The sequence below is a fragment of the Pseudomonas sp. LFS044 genome, assembly GCF_047978245.1.
GTDB lineage: Bacteria > Pseudomonadota > Gammaproteobacteria > Pseudomonadales > Pseudomonadaceae > Aquipseudomonas.
Genome location: NZ_JBFPFX010000027.1, coordinates 35,905 through 55,840, shown reverse-complemented (window position 1 = coordinate 55,840; position 19,936 = coordinate 35,905). Strand labels below are relative to the sequence as shown.

Annotated in this window: 16 protein-coding genes; 12 read left to right on the top strand and 4 right to left on the bottom strand. The window is 62.6% G+C overall.

Translation table 11 applies throughout. The annotated features are described in order from the left end of the window. Position 1: 1 nt before the first annotated feature. The 4 genes from ACNQPL_RS20670 to bfr all read left to right on the top strand — a co-directional run bounded on the left by ACNQPL_RS20670 (position 2) and on the right by bfr (position 3,675). On the top strand, positions 2 to 1,003 hold the full coding sequence (locus tag ACNQPL_RS20670) for a DNA-directed RNA polymerase subunit alpha (protein WP_003255452.1): 1,002 nt from the start codon (positions 2 to 4) through the stop codon (positions 1,001 to 1,003). A gap of 42 nt (positions 1,004 to 1,045) precedes the next feature. Next, positions 1,046 to 1,432 carry a 50S ribosomal protein L17 gene (gene rplQ, locus ACNQPL_RS20665; RefSeq protein ID WP_060478900.1) on the top strand — a complete coding sequence of 129 codons (387 nt, stop codon included), beginning with the start codon at positions 1,046 to 1,048 and terminating at the stop codon, positions 1,430 to 1,432. Between the two features lie 173 nt (positions 1,433 to 1,605). Further along, a complete protein-coding gene (locus ACNQPL_RS20660; RefSeq protein WP_416467759.1) occupies positions 1,606 to 3,045 on the top strand; it encodes a catalase in 1,440 nt (479 codons plus the stop codon). Positions 3,046 to 3,210: 165 nt separating this feature from the next. After that, entirely contained in the window at positions 3,211 to 3,675 is a 465-nt protein-coding gene (bfr, locus tag ACNQPL_RS20655) for a bacterioferritin (RefSeq protein ID WP_414537045.1), read from the top strand. A gap of 68 nt (positions 3,676 to 3,743) precedes the next feature. On the opposite strand, the gene uvrA is transcribed toward bfr, so the two are convergent. Further along, a complete protein-coding gene (gene uvrA / locus ACNQPL_RS20650; RefSeq protein ID WP_416467757.1) occupies positions 3,744 to 6,578 on the bottom strand; it encodes an excinuclease ABC subunit UvrA in 2,835 nt (944 codons plus the stop codon). Positions 6,579 to 6,707: 129 nt separating this feature from the next. On the opposite strand from uvrA, the gene ACNQPL_RS20645 reads away from it, so the two are divergent. Both ACNQPL_RS20645 and ACNQPL_RS20640 read left to right on the top strand, forming a co-directional pair. Beyond that, the gene (locus ACNQPL_RS20645) at positions 6,708 to 8,102 is read left to right on the top strand and encodes an MFS transporter (protein WP_416467756.1); all 1,395 of its coding nucleotides are present in this window, start codon (positions 6,708 to 6,710) and stop codon (positions 8,100 to 8,102) included. 9 nt (positions 8,103 to 8,111) lie between these two features. Then, entirely contained in the window at positions 8,112 to 8,669 is a 558-nt protein-coding gene (locus ACNQPL_RS20640) for a single-stranded DNA-binding protein (RefSeq protein WP_346614684.1), read from the top strand. A 70-nt stretch (positions 8,670 to 8,739) separates the two neighbouring features. On the opposite strand, the gene ACNQPL_RS20635 is transcribed toward ACNQPL_RS20640, so the two are convergent. From ACNQPL_RS20635 to ACNQPL_RS20625, 3 genes are all read right to left on the bottom strand, one after another. Beyond that, complete coding sequence (locus ACNQPL_RS20635) at positions 8,740 to 9,228, bottom strand: GlcG/HbpS family heme-binding protein (protein ID WP_416467755.1); 489 nt, start codon at positions 9,226 to 9,228, stop codon at positions 8,740 to 8,742. A 143-nt stretch (positions 9,229 to 9,371) separates the two neighbouring features. Beyond that, a complete protein-coding gene (locus tag ACNQPL_RS20630; protein ID WP_416467754.1) occupies positions 9,372 to 9,644 on the bottom strand; it encodes a DUF3077 domain-containing protein in 273 nt (90 codons plus the stop codon). 4 nt (positions 9,645 to 9,648) lie between these two features. Beyond that, on the bottom strand, positions 9,649 to 9,918 hold the full coding sequence (locus ACNQPL_RS20625; RefSeq protein WP_416467753.1) for a hypothetical protein: 270 nt from the start codon (positions 9,916 to 9,918) through the stop codon (positions 9,649 to 9,651). Positions 9,919 to 10,837: 919 nt separating this feature from the next. On the opposite strand from ACNQPL_RS20625, the gene fdnG reads away from it, so the two are divergent. The 6 genes from fdnG (at position 10,838) to selB (ending at position 19,934) form a co-directional block, all read left to right on the top strand. Beyond that, positions 10,838 to 13,906, top strand: coding sequence for a formate dehydrogenase-N subunit alpha (gene fdnG, locus ACNQPL_RS20620; RefSeq protein ID WP_416467752.1), 3,069 nt, complete (start codon positions 10,838 to 10,840; stop codon positions 13,904 to 13,906). Further along, positions 13,906 to 14,856, top strand: a complete 951-nt coding sequence (gene fdxH, locus ACNQPL_RS20615) for a formate dehydrogenase subunit beta (protein WP_416467751.1) — start codon at positions 13,906 to 13,908, stop codon at positions 14,854 to 14,856. Before fdnG ends, fdxH begins: the two co-directional genes overlap by 1 nt. After that, positions 14,853 to 15,509, top strand: coding sequence for a formate dehydrogenase subunit gamma (locus tag ACNQPL_RS20610; protein ID WP_346614679.1), 657 nt, complete (start codon positions 14,853 to 14,855; stop codon positions 15,507 to 15,509). Before fdxH ends, ACNQPL_RS20610 begins: the two co-directional genes overlap by 4 nt. 4 nt (positions 15,510 to 15,513) lie before the next feature. Further along, positions 15,514 to 16,440 carry a formate dehydrogenase accessory protein FdhE gene (gene fdhE / locus ACNQPL_RS20605; protein ID WP_346614678.1) on the top strand — a complete coding sequence of 309 codons (927 nt, stop codon included), beginning with the start codon at positions 15,514 to 15,516 and terminating at the stop codon, positions 16,438 to 16,440. 147 nt (positions 16,441 to 16,587) lie between these two features. Next, positions 16,588 to 18,015 carry an L-seryl-tRNA(Sec) selenium transferase gene (gene selA, locus ACNQPL_RS20600; RefSeq protein WP_346614677.1) on the top strand — a complete coding sequence of 476 codons (1,428 nt, stop codon included), beginning with the start codon at positions 16,588 to 16,590 and terminating at the stop codon, positions 18,013 to 18,015. Next, a complete protein-coding gene (gene selB / locus ACNQPL_RS20595) occupies positions 18,012 to 19,934 on the top strand; it encodes a selenocysteine-specific translation elongation factor (protein ID WP_416467765.1) in 1,923 nt (640 codons plus the stop codon). The genes selA and selB overlap by 4 nt, the downstream gene beginning before the upstream one ends. Positions 19,935 to 19,936 lie beyond the last annotated feature (2 nt).

The following is a 19,936-nucleotide window of genomic DNA, read 5'->3' as shown; positions in this document are numbered from 1 at the left end:
CATGCAGATTTCGGTAAATGAGTTCCTGACTCCCCGCCACATTGATGTGCAGGTAGTCAGTCCGACCCGCGCCAAGATCACGCTCGAGCCTCTCGAGCGTGGCTTCGGCCATACCCTGGGCAACGCGCTGCGCCGCATCCTGTTGTCCTCCATGCCTGGCTGTGCAGTAGTCGAGGCCGAGATCGATGGCGTACTCCATGAGTACTCCGCGATCGAAGGTGTACAGGAAGACGTAATTGAAATCCTGTTGAACCTGAAAGGCCTGGCTATCAAGCTGCACGGTCGTGACGAAGTTACGCTGACCTTGTCGAAAAAGGGTTCGGGGGTGGTTACCGCTGCCGATATTCAGCTGGATCACGATGTCGAGATCGTCAACCCCGATCACGTAATCGCGAACCTGGCGTCGAATGGCGCCCTGAACATGAAGCTCACTGTAGCTCGTGGTCGCGGTTACGAGCCGGCTGACTCCCGTCAAACCGACGAAGACGAAAGCCGTAGCATTGGCCGTCTGCAGTTGGACGCTTCGTTCAGCCCTGTGCGTCGTATCGCCTATGTGGTCGAAAACGCCCGTGTTGAACAGCGTACCAACTTGGACAAGCTGGTCATTGATCTGGAAACCAACGGCACCCTGGATCCTGAAGAGGCAATCCGTCGCGCTGCGACCATCCTGCAACAGCAGCTGGCCGCGTTCGTCGACCTCAAAGGTGACAGTGAGCCTGTCGTAGTCGAGCAGGAAGACGAGATCGATCCGATCCTGCTGCGTCCGGTTGACGACCTGGAACTGACTGTACGTTCGGCCAACTGCCTCAAGGCGGAGAACATCTACTACATCGGCGACCTGATTCAGCGTACCGAAGTAGAGCTGTTGAAGACTCCTAACCTGGGTAAGAAGTCCCTGACTGAAATCAAGGACGTCCTGGCCTCTCGTGGTCTGTCTCTCGGCATGCGCCTCGACAACTGGCCGCCTGCAAGTCTTAAGAAAGACGACAAGGCGACCGCCTGATCGTCGTAATCACCGAACGTAGTGTTTGGTAAGGAATGAATCATGCGTCATCGTAAAAGTGGACGTCACCTGAGCCGTACCAGCTCTCACCGCAAAGCTATGTTCCAGAACATGGCTGTGTCGTTGATCGAGCACGAGCTGATCAAAACCACCCTGCCGAAAGCCAAGGAACTGCGCCGCGTTGCCGAGCCGCTGATCACCCTGGCCAAGGAAGACAGCGTTGCTAACCGTCGTCTGGCCTTCGACCGTACCCGTTCGAAGACCGCTGTTGGCAAACTGTTCAACGATCTGGGCAAGCGCTACGCCACCCGTCAGGGCGGCTACCTGCGCATCCTGAAGTGCGGTTTCCGCGCTGGCGACAACGCGCCTATGGCGTACGTCGAGCTGGTTGATCGTCCAGTCGGTGGTGCTGTAGAAGCTGCCGAGTAAGACGTTCTGTCTGCTACAGAAAACCGGGCCTAGTGCCCGGTTTTTTGTGTCTGCAGGTATTGTTTATTTCTATTGATACAAGTCATGTAATGAATTTGTTCTGAAACGACCGCTCGTCAATACTCCTGTCCAAGCCGATTTAGCCGGCAGTTCAAGACCGATAAGGAGAGCCCATGAGCAAGATTCTCACCACCGCCAGCGGTGCCCCAGTAGCTGACAACCAGAATTCCCGCTCTGCCGGCCCACGCGGCCCGCTGCTACTCGACGATTTCCACCTGATCGAGAAGCTCGCCCACTTCAATCGCGAGAACATTCCCGAGCGTCGCGTTCACGCCAAGGGTTCAGGCGCCTATGGCACCTTTACCGTTACTCGCGACATCACTCAATACACCAGTGCCAAGCTGTTCGAACAGATCGGCAAGCAAACCGAAACGTTCCTGCGGTTCTCTACCGTCGGTGGCGAGCGCGGTTCGGCTGATACCGAACGGGACCCTCGCGGCTTTGCGGTCAAGTTCTACACAGAAGAAGGCAACTGGGACATCGTAGGCAACAACACCCCGGTGTTCTTTATCCGTGACCCGCTCAAGTTCCCGGACTTTATCCACACCCAGAAGCGCCACCCGCAGTCCAACCTGAAGAGCGCACAGATGATGTGGGACTTCTGGTCGCATTCGCCCGAGGCGCTGCACCAGGTCACCATCCTGTTCTCTGATCGTGGCATCCCGGACGGCTACCGTCACATGCACGGTTTCGGCAGCCACACCTACAGCCTGATCAGCGCTGCTGGCGAGCGTACTTGGGTCAAATGGCACTTCAAGACCCAGCAGGGCATCAAGAACCTGGCGCCTGCCGATGCCGCGCGCCTGGCCGGTACTGACCCGGACTACGCCCAGCGCGACCTGTTCGAGGCCATCGAGCGCGGCGATTACCCACGTTGGACCGTGTGCATTCAGGTAATGAGCGAGGCCGAGGCGGCAAGCCGCGACGAAAACCCGTTCGATGTCACCAAAACCTGGTCGCAGAAAGACTACCCCCTGATCGAAGTAGGTGTGCTGGAACTCAACCGTAACCCGCTCAACTATTTCGCAGAGGTCGAGCAGGCCGCATTCGGGCCGAGCAACATGGTGCCGGGCGTGGGCCTGTCGCCCGACCGGATGTTGCAAGGCCGTGTGTTTGCCTATGCCGATGCGCACCGCTACCGCGTGGGTACCAACCACCAGCAGCTGCCGGTCAATGCGCCGCGTTGCACGGTGAACAGCTACCAGCGGGACGGTTCGATGGCGGTGGGCAGCTACGGCAATGCGCCCAACTATGAGCCCAACAGCTATGGCGATGCGCCAAAGCAGTCGCCACGCCACGCGGAACCTGCGCTGGCCCTGAACGGTTCTGCGGATCGCTATGATCACCGCGAGGACAACGACTACTACAGCCACGCCGGTGCGCTGTTCCGCCTGATGAGTGACGAACAACAGGCACTGCTGATCAGCAACATTGCAGGGACCATGGCAGGCGTCAGCGAAGACGTCATCCAGCGGCAATTGCAATACTTCTTCAAGGCCGACCCGGCCTACGGAGAAGGGATCGCGAAGGCCTTGGGTGTGAATCTCGCCTGACTCGAAGTGATAAGAAGAACCGCCCTCATTTGGGCGGTTTTTCAATGAATATCACTACTGTTTAACCGATTTTTTGCTTCTAATTGCGCGGTTTTCAGTGACCGCCAGCAATTCCTGGTTCACACTATGTTCCCTATAGACGTATCCACAGGGAGAAGCAGGGCGATGCAAGGTCACCCGGACGTAATCAATTACCTCGTCACGTTGCTGAAGGGCGAACTGGCAGCACGCGACCAATACTTCATTCACTCGCGCATGTACGAAGACTGGGGCCTGGCCAAGCTCTACGAACGTATCAACCACGAGATGGAAGAAGAGACTCAGCACGCCGACGCGCTGATGCGCCGTATCCTGATGCTCGAAGGCACCCCCGACATGCGCGCGGATGACCTGGAAGTAGGCAGCACCGTGCCGGAAATGATCGAGGCCGACCTCAAGCTTGAGTACAAGGTCCGCGCTGCATTGTGCAAAGGCATCGAGCTGTGCGAGTTGCACAAGGATTACATCAGCCGCGACATCCTGCGCGCGCAATTGGCCGATACCGAAGAAGATCACACCTACTGGCTGGAGAAGCAGCAGGGCCTGATCAAGGCCATCGGCCTGGAAAACTACCTGCAATCGCAGATGTAAGTTATCCGCAGCCCACGAAAAAGCCCCTGGCACCATCGGTACCAGGGGCTTTTTCATGCACAGGCTTTTCAGGCCCGGTCACGCTCCAGCAGTGGTTTGAGGTAATGCCCTGTATAGGACTGCTTCATCTTGGCCAGTTCCTCCGGGGTGCCACTGGCAATGATCTGCCCACCCTTGGAGCCCCCCTCCGGTCCCAGGTCCACCAACCAGTCGGCTGTCTTGATCACGTCCAGGTTGTGCTCGATCACCACCACGGTGTTGCCGTGATCGCGCAGGCGGTGCAGGACATCGAGCAACTGCTGAATATCGGCGAAGTGCAGGCCTGTGGTCGGCTCGTCGAGGATGTACAGGGTCTTGCCGGTGTCGCGCTTGGACAGCTCGCGGGACAACTTGACGCGCTGCGCCTCACCGCCGGACAAGGTTGTCGCCGACTGCCCCAGCTTGATGTACGACAGGCCGACGTCCATCAGCGTCTGCAGCTTGCGCGCCAACGCTGGCACCGCGTCGAAGAACTCGCGGGCATCCTCGATGGTCATTTCCAGCACCTCGTGGATGTTCTTGCCCTTGTACTTGATCTCCAGAGTTTCGCGGTTGTAGCGCTTGCTCTTGCACACGTCGCACGGCACGTAGATATCCGGCAGGAAGTGCATTTCGACCTTGATCAGGCCGTCGCCCTGGCAAGCCTCGCAACGCCCACCTTTGACGTTGAAGGAAAAACGGCCTGGGCCGTAGCCGCGTGAGCGCGACTCCGGCACACCGGAGAACAGCTCGCGGATGGGCGTGAAGATGCCGGTATAGGTCGCCGGGTTCGAGCGCGGGGTGCGGCCGATCGGGCTCTGGTCGATATCGACCACCTTGTCCAGGTGCTGCAGGCCATCCATGTTGGTGTGTGGCGCGGCTTCCAGGCTGCTTGCGCCGTTGAGGGCGGTGGCAGCGAGGGGGTAAAGCGTGTTGTTGATCAGCGTCGACTTGCCGGAGCCCGATACACCCGTCACGCATGTCAGCAGGCCGATCGGGATTTCCAGGTCGACGTTCTGCAGGTTGTTGCCGCGGGCACCCTTGAGCTTCAGCGACAGCTTCTTGTTACGCGGTGTACGTTTGGCCGGCACGGCGATCTTCTTGCGACCCGACAGGTATTTGCCGGTCAGCGAGTCAGGATGGTCCATGACCTCCTGCGGTGTCCCCTCAGCGACGATCTGGCCACCATGCACACCGGCACCCGGGCCGATGTCCACAACGTAGTCAGCCAGGCGGATGGCGTCTTCATCGTGCTCGACCACGATGACCGTGTTGCCCAGATCGCGCAGGTGGTTGAGGGTGGCGAGCAGGCGGTCGTTGTCCCGTTGATGAAGACCGATGGACGGTTCATCAAGGATATACATCACGCCGACCAGGCCTGCGCCGATCTGGCTGGCAAGGCGGATCCGCTGTGCCTCGCCGCCCGACAGCGTGTCGGCACTGCGGTCGAGGGTGAGGTAATCCAGGCCCACGTTGACCAGGAACTGCAGGCGTTCGCAGATTTCCTTGAGAATCTTCGAGGCGATTTCGCCCCGACGCCCGGTCAGCGTCAGTTCGCCGAAATACTTGCTGGCTTCGCCAATTGGCAGGTTGGTTACCGCCGGCAGGGTCTTCTCGCCAACCCAGACGTGACGCGCTTCACGGCGCAGGCGGGTGCCGCGGCAATCGGGGCAGGGCTGGGTGCCGAGGAACTTGGCCAGCTCCTCACGCACGGTGGCCGACTCGGTCTCGCGGTAGCGTCGCTCCAGGTTTGGCACGATGCCTTCGAACGGGTGCGTGCGTTTGACGATGTCGCCACGGTCGTTGAGGTACTTGAAGTCGACGCTCTGCTTGCCGCTGCCTTGCAAAATCACCTTCTGGTGGTCGGCAGGCAGCTCGCCGAACGGTTCTTCCAGGCTAAAGCCGTAATGAGCGGCCAGCGAGCCGAGCATCTGGAAGTAATAGACGTTGCGCCTGTCCCAGCCGCGGATCGCCCCTTCGGCCAGGGTCAGCTCAGTGTTGACCAGTCGCTTGGTGTCGAAGAACTGCTTCACCCCCAGGCCATCGCAGGTCGGGCAGGCGCCGGCGGGGTTGTTGAAGGAGAACAGCTTGGGCTCCAGCTCACTGATCGCGTGGCCGCAGACCGGGCAGGCGAAGCGGGCGGAGAAGATCGTCTCTTCGCCTTCCTCGTCGTCCATCGGCGCCACCAGGGCGATACCGTCGGCCAGCTTGAGCGCGGTCTCGAACGACTCGGCCAGGCGCTGCTGCAGGTCGGCGCGCACCTTGAAGCGGTCCACCACCACATCGATGCTGTGCTTCTTCTGCTTGTCCAGCTTGGGCAGTTCGTCGAGCTCGTACAGCTTGCCGTTGACCCGTGCGCGCACGAAGCCCTGGGCGCGCAGCTCGTCGAACACCGCCAGGTGCTCACCTTTGCGCTCGCGGATAACCGGCGCCAGCAGCATCAGCTTGCTGCCCTCGGGCCGCTCCAGCACCAGGTCGACCATCTGGCTGATGGTTTGCGCTTCCAGCGGAATATCGTGGTCTGGGCAACGCGGGGTACCCACGCGGGCATACAGCAGGCGCAGGTAGTCGTAGATCTCGGTGATGGTGCCGACGGTGGAACGCGGGTTGTGCGAAGTCGACTTCTGCTCGATGGAAATGGCCGGCGACAAGCCTTCGATGGTGTCGACGTCGGGCTTTTCCATCATCGACAGGAACTGCCGGGCGTAGGCCGACAGCGATTCCACATAGCGGCGCTGGCCTTCGGCGTACAACGTATCGAACGCCAGGGACGACTTGCCGGAACCGGACAAACCGGTGATCACGATCAGCTTGTCCCGCGGCAGGGTCAGGTCGATGTTCTTCAGGTTGTGGGTACGTGCCCCACGAATCAGGATCTTGTCCACTGCGGCCTCGCTCGGCGGGCATAAACAAGGAAGTATACGGCGCGCTGCCAGTACGCGGCAAAGCGTCGCGTAGATGCCGTCAAGCTGTCGGACTGATAGAATCGCCGCCGGTTCACACGAGGTTAATCCATGCACGACACCCACAACGAACGCATGAGTGGCAGCGAAACCCGCGCCGCTAGCGGCCTTGCCCTGGTCTTTGCCTTTCGTATGCTGGGCATGTTCATGGTCTTGCCGGTGCTGGCCACCTACGGCATGGACCTGGCAGGCGCCACGCCCGCGCTGATCGGCCTGGCCATTGGCGCCTACGGCCTGACCCAGGCGTTCCTGCAGATCCCGTTCGGGGTGATCTCCGACCGCATCGGCCGCCGCCCGGTCATCTATGTGGGCCTGGTGATCTTTGCCCTCGGCAGTGTACTGGCGGCCCAGGCCGACTCCATATGGGGCGTGATCGCCGGGCGCATCCTGCAGGGCGCGGGGGCGATTTCCGCTGCGGTGATGGCGCTGCTGTCCGACCTTACCCGCGAACAGCACCGCACCAAGGCCATGGCCATGATCGGCATGAGCATCGGCCTGTCGTTCGCCGTGGCGATGGTCGTCGGCCCGCTGCTCACCAGTGCCTTCGGCTTGTCAGGATTGTTCCTGGCAACTGCAGGACTTGCCCTGGTCGGCATCCTGCTAATCGCCTTCGTCGTGCCCAACACCCACAGTACCTTGCAGCACCGCGAATCGGGTGTCGCCCGCCAGGCCCTAGGCCCAACCCTGCGCCATCCGGACCTTCTGCGCCTGGACATCGGGATCTTCATCCTCCATGCCATCCTCATGGCCAGCTTCGTCGCGCTGCCCCTGGCGTTCGTCGAACGCGGCGGCCTGCCCAAGGAAGAGCACTGGTGGGTATACCTGACCGCGCTGTTCGTCTCATTTTTTGCAATGGTCCCGTTCATCATCTATGGCGAAAAAAAGCGCAAGATGAAACGCGTGCTGGCTGGGGCGGTCAGTGTGCTGCTGCTGGTGGAAGTGTTCTTCTGGCAGTGGGCTGACAACTTGCGCGGACTGGTGATTGGCACCGTGGTATTCTTTACTGCATTCAACCTGCTGGAGGCATCGCTGCCTTCGCTGGTGAGCAAGGTGTCACCTGCTGGTGGCAAAGGGACGGCGATGGGGGTGTATTCCACCAGCCAGTTCCTTGGCGCCGCGCTGGGAGGAATCCTCGGTGGGTGGTTGTTCCAGCACGGTGGGCTGAACACGGTGTTCCTCGGTTGTGCAGTGCTGTGTGCCGTATGGCTGGTCGTCGCTTTGCGCATGAACGAGCCGCCGTATGTGACCAGCCTGCGCATGCCGCTGACGGCTGAGGCAGTCCGGGAAGCCGGCCTGACCGAACGCCTGCTGGCCGTGCCGGGTGTGACCGACGCCGTTGTGGTGGCAGAAGAAGCTGCCATCTATATCAAACTGGATACGAAAATTTTGGACCGTGCGACCCTCGAGCGTCTGGTAAACCCAGCCTCTTCGGCGTGCGAAGCCTAGGAGAACGTTATGGCCCGTGGGGTTAACAAAGTCATTCTGGTCGGCACCTGTGGCCAGGATCCCGAAGTCCGCTACCTGCCCAACGGTAACGCCGTGACCAACCTGAGCCTGGCTACCAGCGAGCAGTGGACCGACAAGCAGTCGGGCCAGAAGGTCGAGCGTACCGAGTGGCACCGTGTGTCGATGTTCGGCAAGGTTGCCGAAATCGCTGGCGAATACCTGCGCAAGGGTTCGCAGGTGTACATCGAAGGCAAGCTGCAGACCCGCGAGTGGGAAAAAGACGGTATCAAGCGTTACACCACTGAGATCATCGTCGACATGCAGGGCACCATGCAGCTGCTTGGCGGCCGTCCGCAAAACCAGCAAGGTGGCGGCGACCAGTACAACCAGGGTGGTGGTAACAACTACAACCAGGGTGGCCAGCAGCAACAGTACAACCAGGCCCCGCAACAACAACGTCAGCAGGCCCCACGCCCGCAACAGGCCCAGCAGCGCCCAGCGCCGCAACAGCCAGCACCGCAGCCGGCGGCTGACTTTGACAGCTTTGATGACGATATTCCGTTCTGATAAAAACGGTCAGGCGTCGCGCTACACCAGAAACCCAGGGCATTTGCCCTGGGTTTTTTCATGCGTGAGTTCAGGCCCCGCTATCCAGCGCGGCCTGGGCAAATTCCGCGTCCAGCTCAGGCGTTGCACCGCTGATACCGATACCGCCAATGTGTTCGCCGTTCGCGTCCAGGATCGGCAGGCCGCCACCCAGTAGCGTGAAACCTGGCAGTGACGCATATGGGTTTGCTGGCAGTGCAGCGCTTCGCGCTGCGAGCGCGCTGGACGAAAGGGGGAAGCGGGCGGAGGTCGACGCCTTGAGTTGTGCGACTTTTATGCTGCCGCTGCTGGTGCCGTCCATGCGGTGGAAGTGCTTCAAGTTGCCATGGTTGTCGACAATGCTGATGACAATGGCAAACCCCTGAGCGCGGGCTGCTCGTTCTGCGGCAGCGGCCATTGCTCGGGCCGCTTCTGCAGTGATGGCTGGCGCTGGTATGGGTTTTACAGCTTCAGCCAGCGCCGGTGCTGCCAGTAACAGCCAAAACATGAAGAGTGTGACACGGCCGTAGTTCGTATTCATGTGAGCACCATCCCTAGGTTTTTTCGCGAACCTAGCAAGGGGTTAGCGCTCTTGGATGTAGTCCGTTTCCGAAATTGATGTGCGGTTACTGGATAGCAGCTGATGGCCCAACCGCCGACAAGCGAGCGATCGGGCCCTTGAGGTCAATGCAGCCTGTTCTTGGCTATCTCGATATCGTTCATCAGCGCCTTTGCCAGCGCGGTCAGATAATCCGCCGCGCCCAGCAACTTGTGGTCATCCTCCATATCCCCTTCACGAACAAGATGCCTGATGTAGCCCAGCAGGACGGAGACCTGTTCGTACGCACCGTCGATGGGAACACCAGGCTGCACGCGCAGGAGGTCGATCGGTGGGTTGCCCACATCGAGAAAGGTCGCCACGCCGACGGTTGTAAGCGGTTTGGGTTGGTCCGCCATGTCGTCAATCCTCGCCCCGTTGGCTATAGAGCCGATCATGAACGTGCTCCACCAGTGAGTGGGCGATCTCGCTGGCATGCATGGCATTGCTCAGCATCTTCATGCCGGGTTCGCCCGCCCGAGCTCTGCAGTGTTCGTCGATGGTTTCGATGACGCCGCGTAACAGTTCGCTCACGTGGGCCAGGGCGTCGGGTGGGTACATGTCGGCTTGGACGGTGAAGAATGGGGTGGTGATGGGTTTGCGGCGGGGTGGGTCGGGGACGATCTTTTTCATGGCGTAATTCCGGAGTTCTCAGTAATAAACTGCCGCCTGAATCTTTCTCACGGGCTAGGTGGCAGCCGTACGTGGGGTGAGAAACCGAGGAGAATTACGCCAAAAGACTCGGCCAGGACGAAGCCTGCCCACGTACGGCCACCATAACGGTGCTGCGTAAATATCTCTGTCGGGTTCTCACGCCCGGTCGCCTAAACGACCCGAAAACGTTATCCCTGAGGCGTTTCCCCGACAACAGCGACACTTCAGCAGCGCGCGTAGGATAATTCGCAAGCATGCTAATCCTGAAGCATTTGGTTTCAGGTTCAGAAATGTCTTACGGAAGATGGATTTTTTGCGTGTGGTGGCATGGCAGGAAATGGGGTGGGGCCCGATGTGTTTGGCTCAAAACATTCAGCGCCCATGAAATCGAGCGCCGCCCGCGCGGCGCATCGCGGGCAAGCCCGCTCCTACATTTGTTGCAACGTGCCATGGCCTGACAGGCCATAGTTGTCAGCCTTGTCGGCACGACGCGATTTTTCGGCTGGCGCTGCCGCCGCCCCGCCAGTCTTGGGCCATGCGCCAAGGCGAGCAACCATGGCCCGACTGGAACGGCGCGTTGCAACAAATGTAGGAGCGGGCTTGCCCGCGATGCGCCGCGCGGGCGGCGCTCGATCTCAAGGGCGCTGAAGATATCAAGGCAAGCGCTTCGCGAAGCGCCGCGCGGGCGGCGCTCGATTTACGCATCACCCTAAAACCCAAGCCATGCACCTGGCGGCCATAACGCCCCCATCACCAACCGCCCATGTGACCCAAGTCACCACACCTTCCCGATTCTTGACTAGTCTTACCCATTGGCGGCCAGCAAAAACCCGCCACCGTGACTACCAAGAGGCGCCGGCCATGTTCCGTGCGTCCACCACCTGATCAGGAGTGCACGATGGACCTCAACCGTCGGCAGTTCTTCAAGGTCGCCGCCGTCGGCCTTGGAGGCTCTAGCCTGGCGGCGTTGGGCATGGCCCCGACGCCGGCCTTCGCCGAGCAGGTGCGCCACTTCAAGCTGGCGCATACCAAAGAAACCCGTAACACGTGCCCCTACTGCTCGGTCGGCTGCGGCCTGATCATGTACAGCCAGGGCGATGCGGGCAAGAACGTCAAACAGAACATCATCCACATCGAAGGCGACGCCGACCACCCGGTCAACCGCGGCACCCTGTGCCCGAAAGGCGCGGGCCTGCTGGACTTCATCCACAGCCCTAGCCGCCTGCAGTACCCCGAGGTACGCAAGACAGGCAGCAAGGAATGGGTGCGAGTCAGCTGGGACGAGGCGCTCGACCGCGTCGCCGACCTGATGAAACAGGACCGGGACGCCAACTTCATCGAGAAGAACGCCCAGGGGCAGACCGTCAACCGCTGGCTTACCACCGGTTTTCTCGCTGCCTCCGCCGCCTCCAGCGAGGCAGGCTACCTGACCCACAAGGTCGTACGCGCAACTGGCATGCTGGGGTTCGATAACCAGGCTCGTGTCTGACACGGCCCGACGGTGGCAAGTCTTGCCCCGACGTACGGCCGTGGCGCCATGACCAACCACTGGTCAGATATCGCCAACGCGAATCTGGTCCTGGTGATGGGTGGCAACGCAGCAGAAGCGCATCCGTGCGGCTTCAAATGGGTGACCGAGGCCAAGGCGCACAACAAGGCGCGGCTGATCGTGGTCGACCCACGGTTTACCCGTACCGCCTCGGTGGCGGATTACTACGCGCCGATTCGTACCGGCAGCGACATCGCCTTCATGGGCGGGCTGATCAATTACCTGCTGAGCACTGACAAGATTCAGCACGAGTACGTGCGCAACTACACCGACGTGTCGTTCATCGTCAAAGAAAACTATGGCTTCGAGGACGGGCTGTTCAGCGGCTACGACGCGGCCAAGCGCGTGTATGCCGATAAGTCCGGCTGGGGTTATGAGCTGGGCGAGGACGGCTTCGCCAAGGTCGACCCGACCCTGCAGCACCCGCGTTGCGTGTTCCAGCTGATGAAGCAGCACTACAGCCGCTATACCCCGGAACTGGCGAGCATGACCTGCGGTATGCCGCAGGACGCCATGATGAAGATCTGGGAGGAGATCGCCACCTGCTCGGTACCGGGCAAGACCATGACGATCCTCTATGCGCTGGGCTGGACGCAGCATTCGATCGGCGCGCAGATCATCCGCAGTGCGGCCATGGTCCAGTTGCTGCTGGGCAACGTCGGCATGCCGGGTGGCGGGGTCAACGCCTTGCGTGGGCACTCCAATATCCAGGGCCTGACCGATCTCGGCCTGTTGTCCAACTCGCTGCCGGGGTACCTGACGCTTGCCGGCGATGCCGAGCAGGACTACGCCACTTTCATCGACAAGCGCGCCTCCAAGCCGCTGCGCCCGGGGCAGCTGTCCTACTGGCAGAACTACGGCAAGTTCCACGTCAGCCTGATGAAGGCCTGGTACGGCGCCAACGCCACGGCGGAAAACAACTGGGGCTACGACTGGTTGCCCAAACTCGACGTGCCGGCCTATGACGTGCTGCGCATGTTCGAGATGATGGGCCAGGGCAAAGTTAACGGTTACATCTGCCAAGGCTTCAACCCGATTGCCGCGCTGCCGGATAAAAACCGCGTCACCGCGGCACTGGCCAAGCTCAAATGGCTGGTCATCATGGACCCGCTGGCCACCGAGACGTCGGAGTTCTGGCGCAACGCCGGGCCGTTCAACGACGTCGACACGGCCAATATCCAGACCGAAGTGATCCGCCTGCCCACCACCTGCTTCGCCGAGGAGGACGGCTCGCTGGTCAACAGCAGCCGCTGGCTGCAGTGGCACTGGAAGGGCGCCGACGGCCCGGGCGAGACGCGCACCGACGTGCACATCATGAGCGAGCTGTTCCTGCGCCTGCGCCAACGCTACCAGACCGAGGGCGGCGCTTACCCCGATGCCATGATGAACATCAGCTGGCCGTACAAAGTCCCTGAAGAGCCTTCACCTGAAGAGCTGGCCAAGGAAATGAACGGCTGGGCCGTGGCCGACGTCACCGACCCGAGCGGCGCGGTGATCAAGGCTGGCCAACAGCTGGCGGGCTTCGGCCAGCTCAAGGACGACGGCAGCACGGCGTCTGGCTGCTGGATCTTCGCCGGCAGCTGGACCGAGCAGGGCAACCAGATGGCGCGCCGCGACAACAGCGACCCGTATGGCATGCACCAGGTGCAGAACTGGGCCTGGGCCTGGCCGGCCAACCGCCGCATCCTCTACAACCGCGCCTCCAGCGACCCGCAAGGCAAGCCCTGGGACCCGGAGAAGAAGCGCCTGGTGTGGTGGAACGGCAAGGCCTGGACCGGTACCGACGTGCCCGACTTCAAGGTCGACTCGCCTCCGGAAGCAGGGATGAACCCATTCATCATGAACCCCGAAGGTGTGGCGCGGTTCTTTGCCATCGACAAGATGGCCGAAGGCCCGTTCCCCGAACACTATGAGCCTTTCGAGACGCCCATCGGCATCAACCCGCTGCATCCGCAGAACAAGAAGGCCACCAGCAACCCGGCCGGGCGGATCTTCGATTCGGTGTGGGACACCCTCGGCACGCACGACGAATTCCCCTACGCGGCGACCACCTATCGGCTGACCGAGCACTTCCACTTCTGGAGCAAGCATTGCCGGCTCAATGCGATCGCCCAGCCCGAGCAGTTCGTCGAGATCGGCGAGGTGCTGGCCAACGAGAAGGGCATCACGGCTGGCGACCGGGTGCGGGTGTCGAGCAAGCGCGGGCATATCGATGCGGTGGCGGTGGTGACCAAGCGGATTCGCCCGCTGCAGGTCAACAACCAGACCGTGCACCAGATCGGCATACCGCTGCACTGGGGCTTCACCGGTGCCACCCGGCATGGCTACCTGACCAACACCCTGGTGCCATTCCTGGGTGACGGCAACACGCAGACGCCGGAGTCCAAGTCGTTCCTCGTCAAAGTGGAGAAACTCTGATGGCCAGCCAAGACATCATTGCCCGCTCGGCCACCACCACCGTACCGCCCTCGGTACGCCAGCAGCAGGAAGTCGCCAAGCTGATCGACACCACCAAGTGCATCGGCTGCAAGGCCTGCCAGGTGGCGTGTTCGGAGTGGAACGAACTGCGTGACGAGGTCGGCCACAACCACGGCACCTACGACAACCCCCAGGACCTCACCGCCGAGACCTGGACCCTGATGCGCTTCACCGAGCACGAGCGCGACGACGGTAACCTGGAGTGGCTGATCCGCAAGGACGGCTGCATGCACTGCGCCGACCCCGGTTGCCTGAAGGCCTGCCCGAGCCCGGGGGCGATCATCAAGCACGCCAACGGCATCGTCGACTTCAACCAGGACCACTGCATCGGTTGCGGCTACTGCATCACCGGCTGCCCGTTCAATATCCCGCGCATCTCGCAGAAGGACCACAAGGCCTACAAGTGCACGCTGTGTTCCGACCGCGTGAGCGTGGGCCTGGAGCCCGCCTGTGTGAAAACCTGCCCGACCGGGGCGATCGTGTTCGGCAGCAAGGACGAAATGAAGGTGCATGCCGCCGAGCGCATCGTCGACCTCAAGTCGCGCGGCTACGACAACGCCGGGCTGTACGACCCGGACGGGGTCGGCGGTACGCATGTGATGTACGTGCTGCACCATGCCGACACCCCCAGGTTGTATGCCGGCTTGCCGGACCAGCCGGTGATCAGCCCGCTGGTGGGCCTGTGGAAAGGCTTCACCAAGCCGCTGGCGCTGCTGGCCATGGGCGCGGCGGTGCTGGCCGGGTTCTTCCACTACGTGCGGGTCGGCCCGCAGCGGGTCGAGGAGGACGAGCATCCTACGCCGCCGGATGCCAGCGTGCACCAGCTGGATCCGGCAGTGCATGTCTACGATCCGAAGCAGCCCGGTGGGCAAGGGGAGCAGCGGCCATGAACGACGACAAACCCATCCTGCGTTACAACGCCAACGAGCGCACCAACCACTGGCTCGTCGCCATCTTGTTCTTCATGGCCGGGCTTTCCGGGCTGGCGCTGTTCCACCCGGCGCTGTTCTGGCTCAGCCATCTGTTCGGCGGTGGGCCGTGGACGCGCATCCTGCACCCGTTCATGGGCGTGGCGATGTTCGTGTTCTTCCTGTTCCTGGTTTTCAGGTTCTGGCGCGCCAACTTCATTACCGCCAACGACCGCCTGTGGCTGCGCCGCATCGACCGGGTAATGGTCAACCGCGAGGACGGCGTGCCCCCCATCGGCAAGTACAACGCCGGGCAGAAGCTGCTGTTCTGGACCCTGCTGCTGTGCATGCTGGTGTTGTTGCTCAGTGGCGTGGTGATCTGGCGCGCGTACTTCAGCCATTTCTTCGACATCGGTTCGATTCGCCTCGCGTCACTTGCCCATGCGTTGGCGGGCTTTGTGCTGATCCTCAGCATCATCGTGCACATCTATGCCGGCATCTGGATCAAGGGCTCGATCGGCGCCATGCTGCATGGTTGGGTCAGCCGTGCCTGGGCACGCAAGCACCATGAGTTGTGGTACCGCGAAGTGACCGGTGACAAGCCGCCGAGCAATCACCGACGTAAAGAAGGATAAGCGCTTGAGCACGATACTCGAACCCGGGCAGATCGAAGCATCGGCGGTGATGCCGCCCTTTCTGCACCTGCCGCCCAAAAACCTGTTCGCCCTGCGCGCCGAGCGGCTGGAGCAGCTGGCCGAAGGCAATGCCCTAGGCGATTACCTGCGGTTTATCGCGTGGCTGTGTCGCTTCCAGCAACAGCTTGTGGATAACCCGCCTGGTGGTTTACCGGTGGCCGAAGAGCGTCAGCGCCTGTGTACAAGCCATGGCCTCCCTCCGCTTGCGGCCGATAGCCTGGTGCGCGAAGGGCCCTGGCTGGTCTGGATGCAGGCGTTGATCGATCATTTTGACGAAGAGACCAGCGGCCCGCTCGCGGCCGCGTTGCATACCCTGCGTGAAAGCGAGGCCAGCCAGCGAAAGGCGTGGGGGATCGCATTGCTTGCCGGGCAGCTCGACGCCGTGCCTGCGGCGTTGGTGCCATTCCTTGGCGCCGCGCTGCAAGCTGCCTGGTTCAGTTGGCTGCTGGCGCTGCCGTCACCCGAGCTCAAACCTTCAGCCAGCTTGGCCCAGTGCCCGGCCTGCGGCTCACCGGCCATGGCCGGGGTGGTGCGCAATCGCGGCAAGCATAATGGTTTGCGCTATCTGGCATGCTCCCTGTGTGCCTGCGAATGGCACGTGGTGCGGGTCAAGTGCGTGTACTGCGAGTCCAGCAAGGACCTGCGCTATAGCAGCCTTGAAGATGACCGCCATGCACCCGGCAAGGCGCCGCTGCGGGCGGAGTGCTGCCCGGGGTGCAATACCTACCTGAAGCAGCATTACCTGGAGAACGATGCCGCAGCCGAGCCACTGGCCGATGACCTGGCCAGCCTGGCGCTGGACATCCGGCTGGACGGGGAGGGCTTTCACCGGCTGGCGCCGAACCTGATGCTGGCGCCGGGTGGTGGGTGAGTGTCTACACTTCACAACTGAGTTGCCCTTATCGCCGGCAAGCCGGCTCCTACAGGTACTGCACCGTTCCTGCGACCGGTGCAGCCTTTGTGGGAGCCGGCTTGCCGGCGATGAAGCCCGAACAGACAATGGATAAGGTCGTACCTGATGTCTTCAAGCCTCGCCGATAACAACCCGCGCCTGCCTTCCATCGACACCCTCCTGCGCCACCCGGCCTGCCTCCCGCTGATCGACCGCCACGGCCGTGACGCCGTGCTCGCCACCCTGCGCCAGCTGCTCGACGACCTGCGCCAACCCACCCGCCTGGGCCAACTCAGCAGCGCCGAACTGGCCGCCGAAGTATTGCTTGGCCGCACCGGCGAGCGCCTGGCCATCCAGCAACGCAGCCAGGTGCGTCGCGTGTTCAACCTCACCGGCACCGTATTGCACACCAACCTCGGCCGCGCGCTGTTGCCGGAGGAGGCCATCGAAGCCATGCAGGCCGCCGCCCGCTACCCGCTCAACCTGGAGTTCGATCTGGCGACCGGCAAGCGCGGTGACCGTGACGACCTGATCGAAGGCCTGATCCGTGAGCTCACCGGCGCCGAAGCCGTCACCGTGGTCAACAACAACGCCGCCGCCGTTCTGCTGGCGCTCAACAGCCTGGGCGCACGGAAAGAAGGCATCATCTCGCGCGGCGAACTGATCGAGATCGGCGGCGCCTTCCGCATCCCCGACATCATGGCCCGCGCCGGTGTGAAACTGCACGAAATCGGCACCACCAACCGCACCCACGCCCGTGACTACGAAGCCGCCATCGGCCCCCGCACTGGGTTGTTGATGCGGGTGCATTGCAGCAATTACAGCATCCAGGGGTTCACCACCCAGGTACCCACTGCCGAGCTGGCACGCATCGCCCATCAACATGAACTGCCGCTGCTCGAAGACCTGGGCAGCGGCAGCTTGCTCGACCTTACCCGCTGGGGCCTGCCCGCCGAGCCGACCGTGCGCCAGGCCCTGGCTGATGGTGCCGACATCGTGACCTTCAGCGGTGACAAGCTGCTGGGCGGCCCGCAGGCCGGGATCATCGTCGGCCGCAAGGCGCTGATTGCCAGAATCAAGAAGAACCCGCTCAAACGTGCACTGCGTGTCGACAAGATCACCCTCGCCGCACTCGAAGCGGTGCTGGCGCTGTACCGCAACCCCGATCGGCTGGCCGAGCGCTTGCCAAGCCTGCGCCTGCTGACCCGCAGCCAGGCCGAGATCCAGGCCCAGGCCGAGCGCCTGGCACCCGTACTCAAAGCCCGTCTCGATGGGCAATGGGCGGTCAGTGTGGAGCCGGCGCTAGGCATGATCGGCAGCGGCAGCCAGCCGGTAGCCCGCTTGCCCAGCGCCGCGCTGTGCCTGCGCCCGCAGGTATCGAAGAAGCTGCGCGGGCGCAGCCTGCATGTGCTGGAGCGCGCCTTGCGCGAGCTGCCGGTGCCGGTACTCGGGCGCATCGACGATGACGCGCTATGGCTCGACCTCCGGCAGCTGGACGACGAAGCCCAATGGCTGGCGCAGCTGCCCGCCTTGCGGCTGGGGCCAGTGCAGTGATCGTTGGTACCGCCGGCCACATCGACCATGGCAAGACCGCGTTGCTCCTGGCCCTGACCGGGCAGGCCGGCGACCAGCGTCAGGAGGAGCGCGAGCGTGGCATGACCATCGACCTGGGTTATCGCTATGCAGCCCTGGCCGAAGGTGCGCCACTGACCGGCTTCATCGATGTGCCGGGCCATGAGCGGTTTATCCACAACATGCTGGCGGGCGCCCACGGCATCGACGTGGTGTTGCTGGTGGTAGCGGCAGACGATGGGGTCATGCCACAGACCCGCGAGCACCTGGCGATCATCGAGCTGTTGGGCATTCCTCAGGCGCTGGTGGCAATCAGCAAATGCGACCGGGTAGCGCCGGCGCGGGTGGCTGAAGTGCAGGCGCAGGTTGCCGAGCTGTTGGCGCCAGGGCCTTACGCTGATGCGCTGCAGCTGACCCTGTCGAGCGTCACCGGCGAGGGGGTCGATGCCTTGCGCCAGGCACTGCTCGAGGCTGACGCGCACGTGCAGCAGCGCAGTTCGCGCGGTGGTTTCCGCTTGGCAGTGGACCGCGCGTTTGCCGTGACCGGGGCCGGCGTGGTCGTTACCGGCACCGCGCTGGCGGGGCGGGTCAGCGCCGGTGACACACTGCTGTTGGGCAAGGCCGGCAAACCGGTGCGGGTACGCGGCCTGCACGCGCAGAACCAGGCGGCGCTGGTGGCGGAGGCGGGGCAGCGAGTGGCGCTGAATATCGCCGCCGAGCGCCTGGCGGTGGAGCAGGTGCACCGTGGCGACTGGTTGCTGCCTGAGTGGTTGCACGCGCCCAGTGTGCGGGTCGATATCGAGCTGCATCTGCTGGCGAGCGAGCCCCGGCCTTTCGAGCACTTCAGCGCCGTCCATGTGCACCTGGGCACCCAGGATGTCACCGCCCGGGTGGCGTTGCTCGAAGGCGAGCGGCTGGTGGCAGGGCAGCGCATGTTCGCCCAGTTGTTGCTCAACGCCCCGCTACAAACCGTACACGGTGATCGCCTGGTGCTGCGCGACCAGCGTGCCCAGCGCACCCTCGGCGGCGGCACGGTGCTCGACCCGTTCGCGCCGAGCCGGCATCGCCGCAGTGAGCCGCGCCTGCGCCAGTTGCAGGTACTGCGCGATACCCAAAACCTGGAGCAGGCGTTGATGGCATTGCTTGCCACCGCGCCAGGCGGGCTCGACCCGCAGCGCCTGGAGCGCCAGTTCAACCGCCTGCGTGAAACCTGGCAGTTACCGGCGCACGTGCTGGTGGTTGCCACACGGCAGGGGCAGTTGTTGTTCACCAAATCCCAGTGGCAGGCCCTGAAACAACAGGTGCTGGAGCAACTGGCGCTGTTTCACCAGCAAGAGCCCGATCAGCTGGGCCCGGACCGTGACCGCCTGCGCCGCTTCGCCGCCTTGCCGATGGAGCGCCCAGCATTCGTCAGCCTGCTGGATGAGATGCTCGGCGAAGCTACGATTGCCAGCAGTGGGCCGTGGCTGCACCTGCCTGGCCACAAGGTGCAGTTGAGCGAAGCCGACAGCGCGTTATGGGCACAGCTGCAGCCAAGCTTGCAGGAAGGGCAATTCGACCCGCCCTGGGTCAGGACGCTGGCCAGCGAAGCGCAATGTGCCGAAGCGGATGTGCGCCTGCTGCTGCGCAAGTTGGCCAGGCTCGGCGTTGTGCATCAGGTAGTGCGCGACCTGTTCTACCCTGAGACGACGCTACAGCGCATGGCAGAGCTGCTGCTGGCGCAAGCGAGTGAAACGCCGATAGTGCAGGTGGCTGCGTTTCGCGATATGTTGGGCATCGGTCGTAAACGCAGTGTGCAGATTCTCGAATACTTCGACCGTATCGGCCTGACCCGCAGGGTCGCCGATCAGCGTCACATCCGCGCCGACAGCGCGCTGGCCCAGCAGCAGGCCAGGCCCTGAGT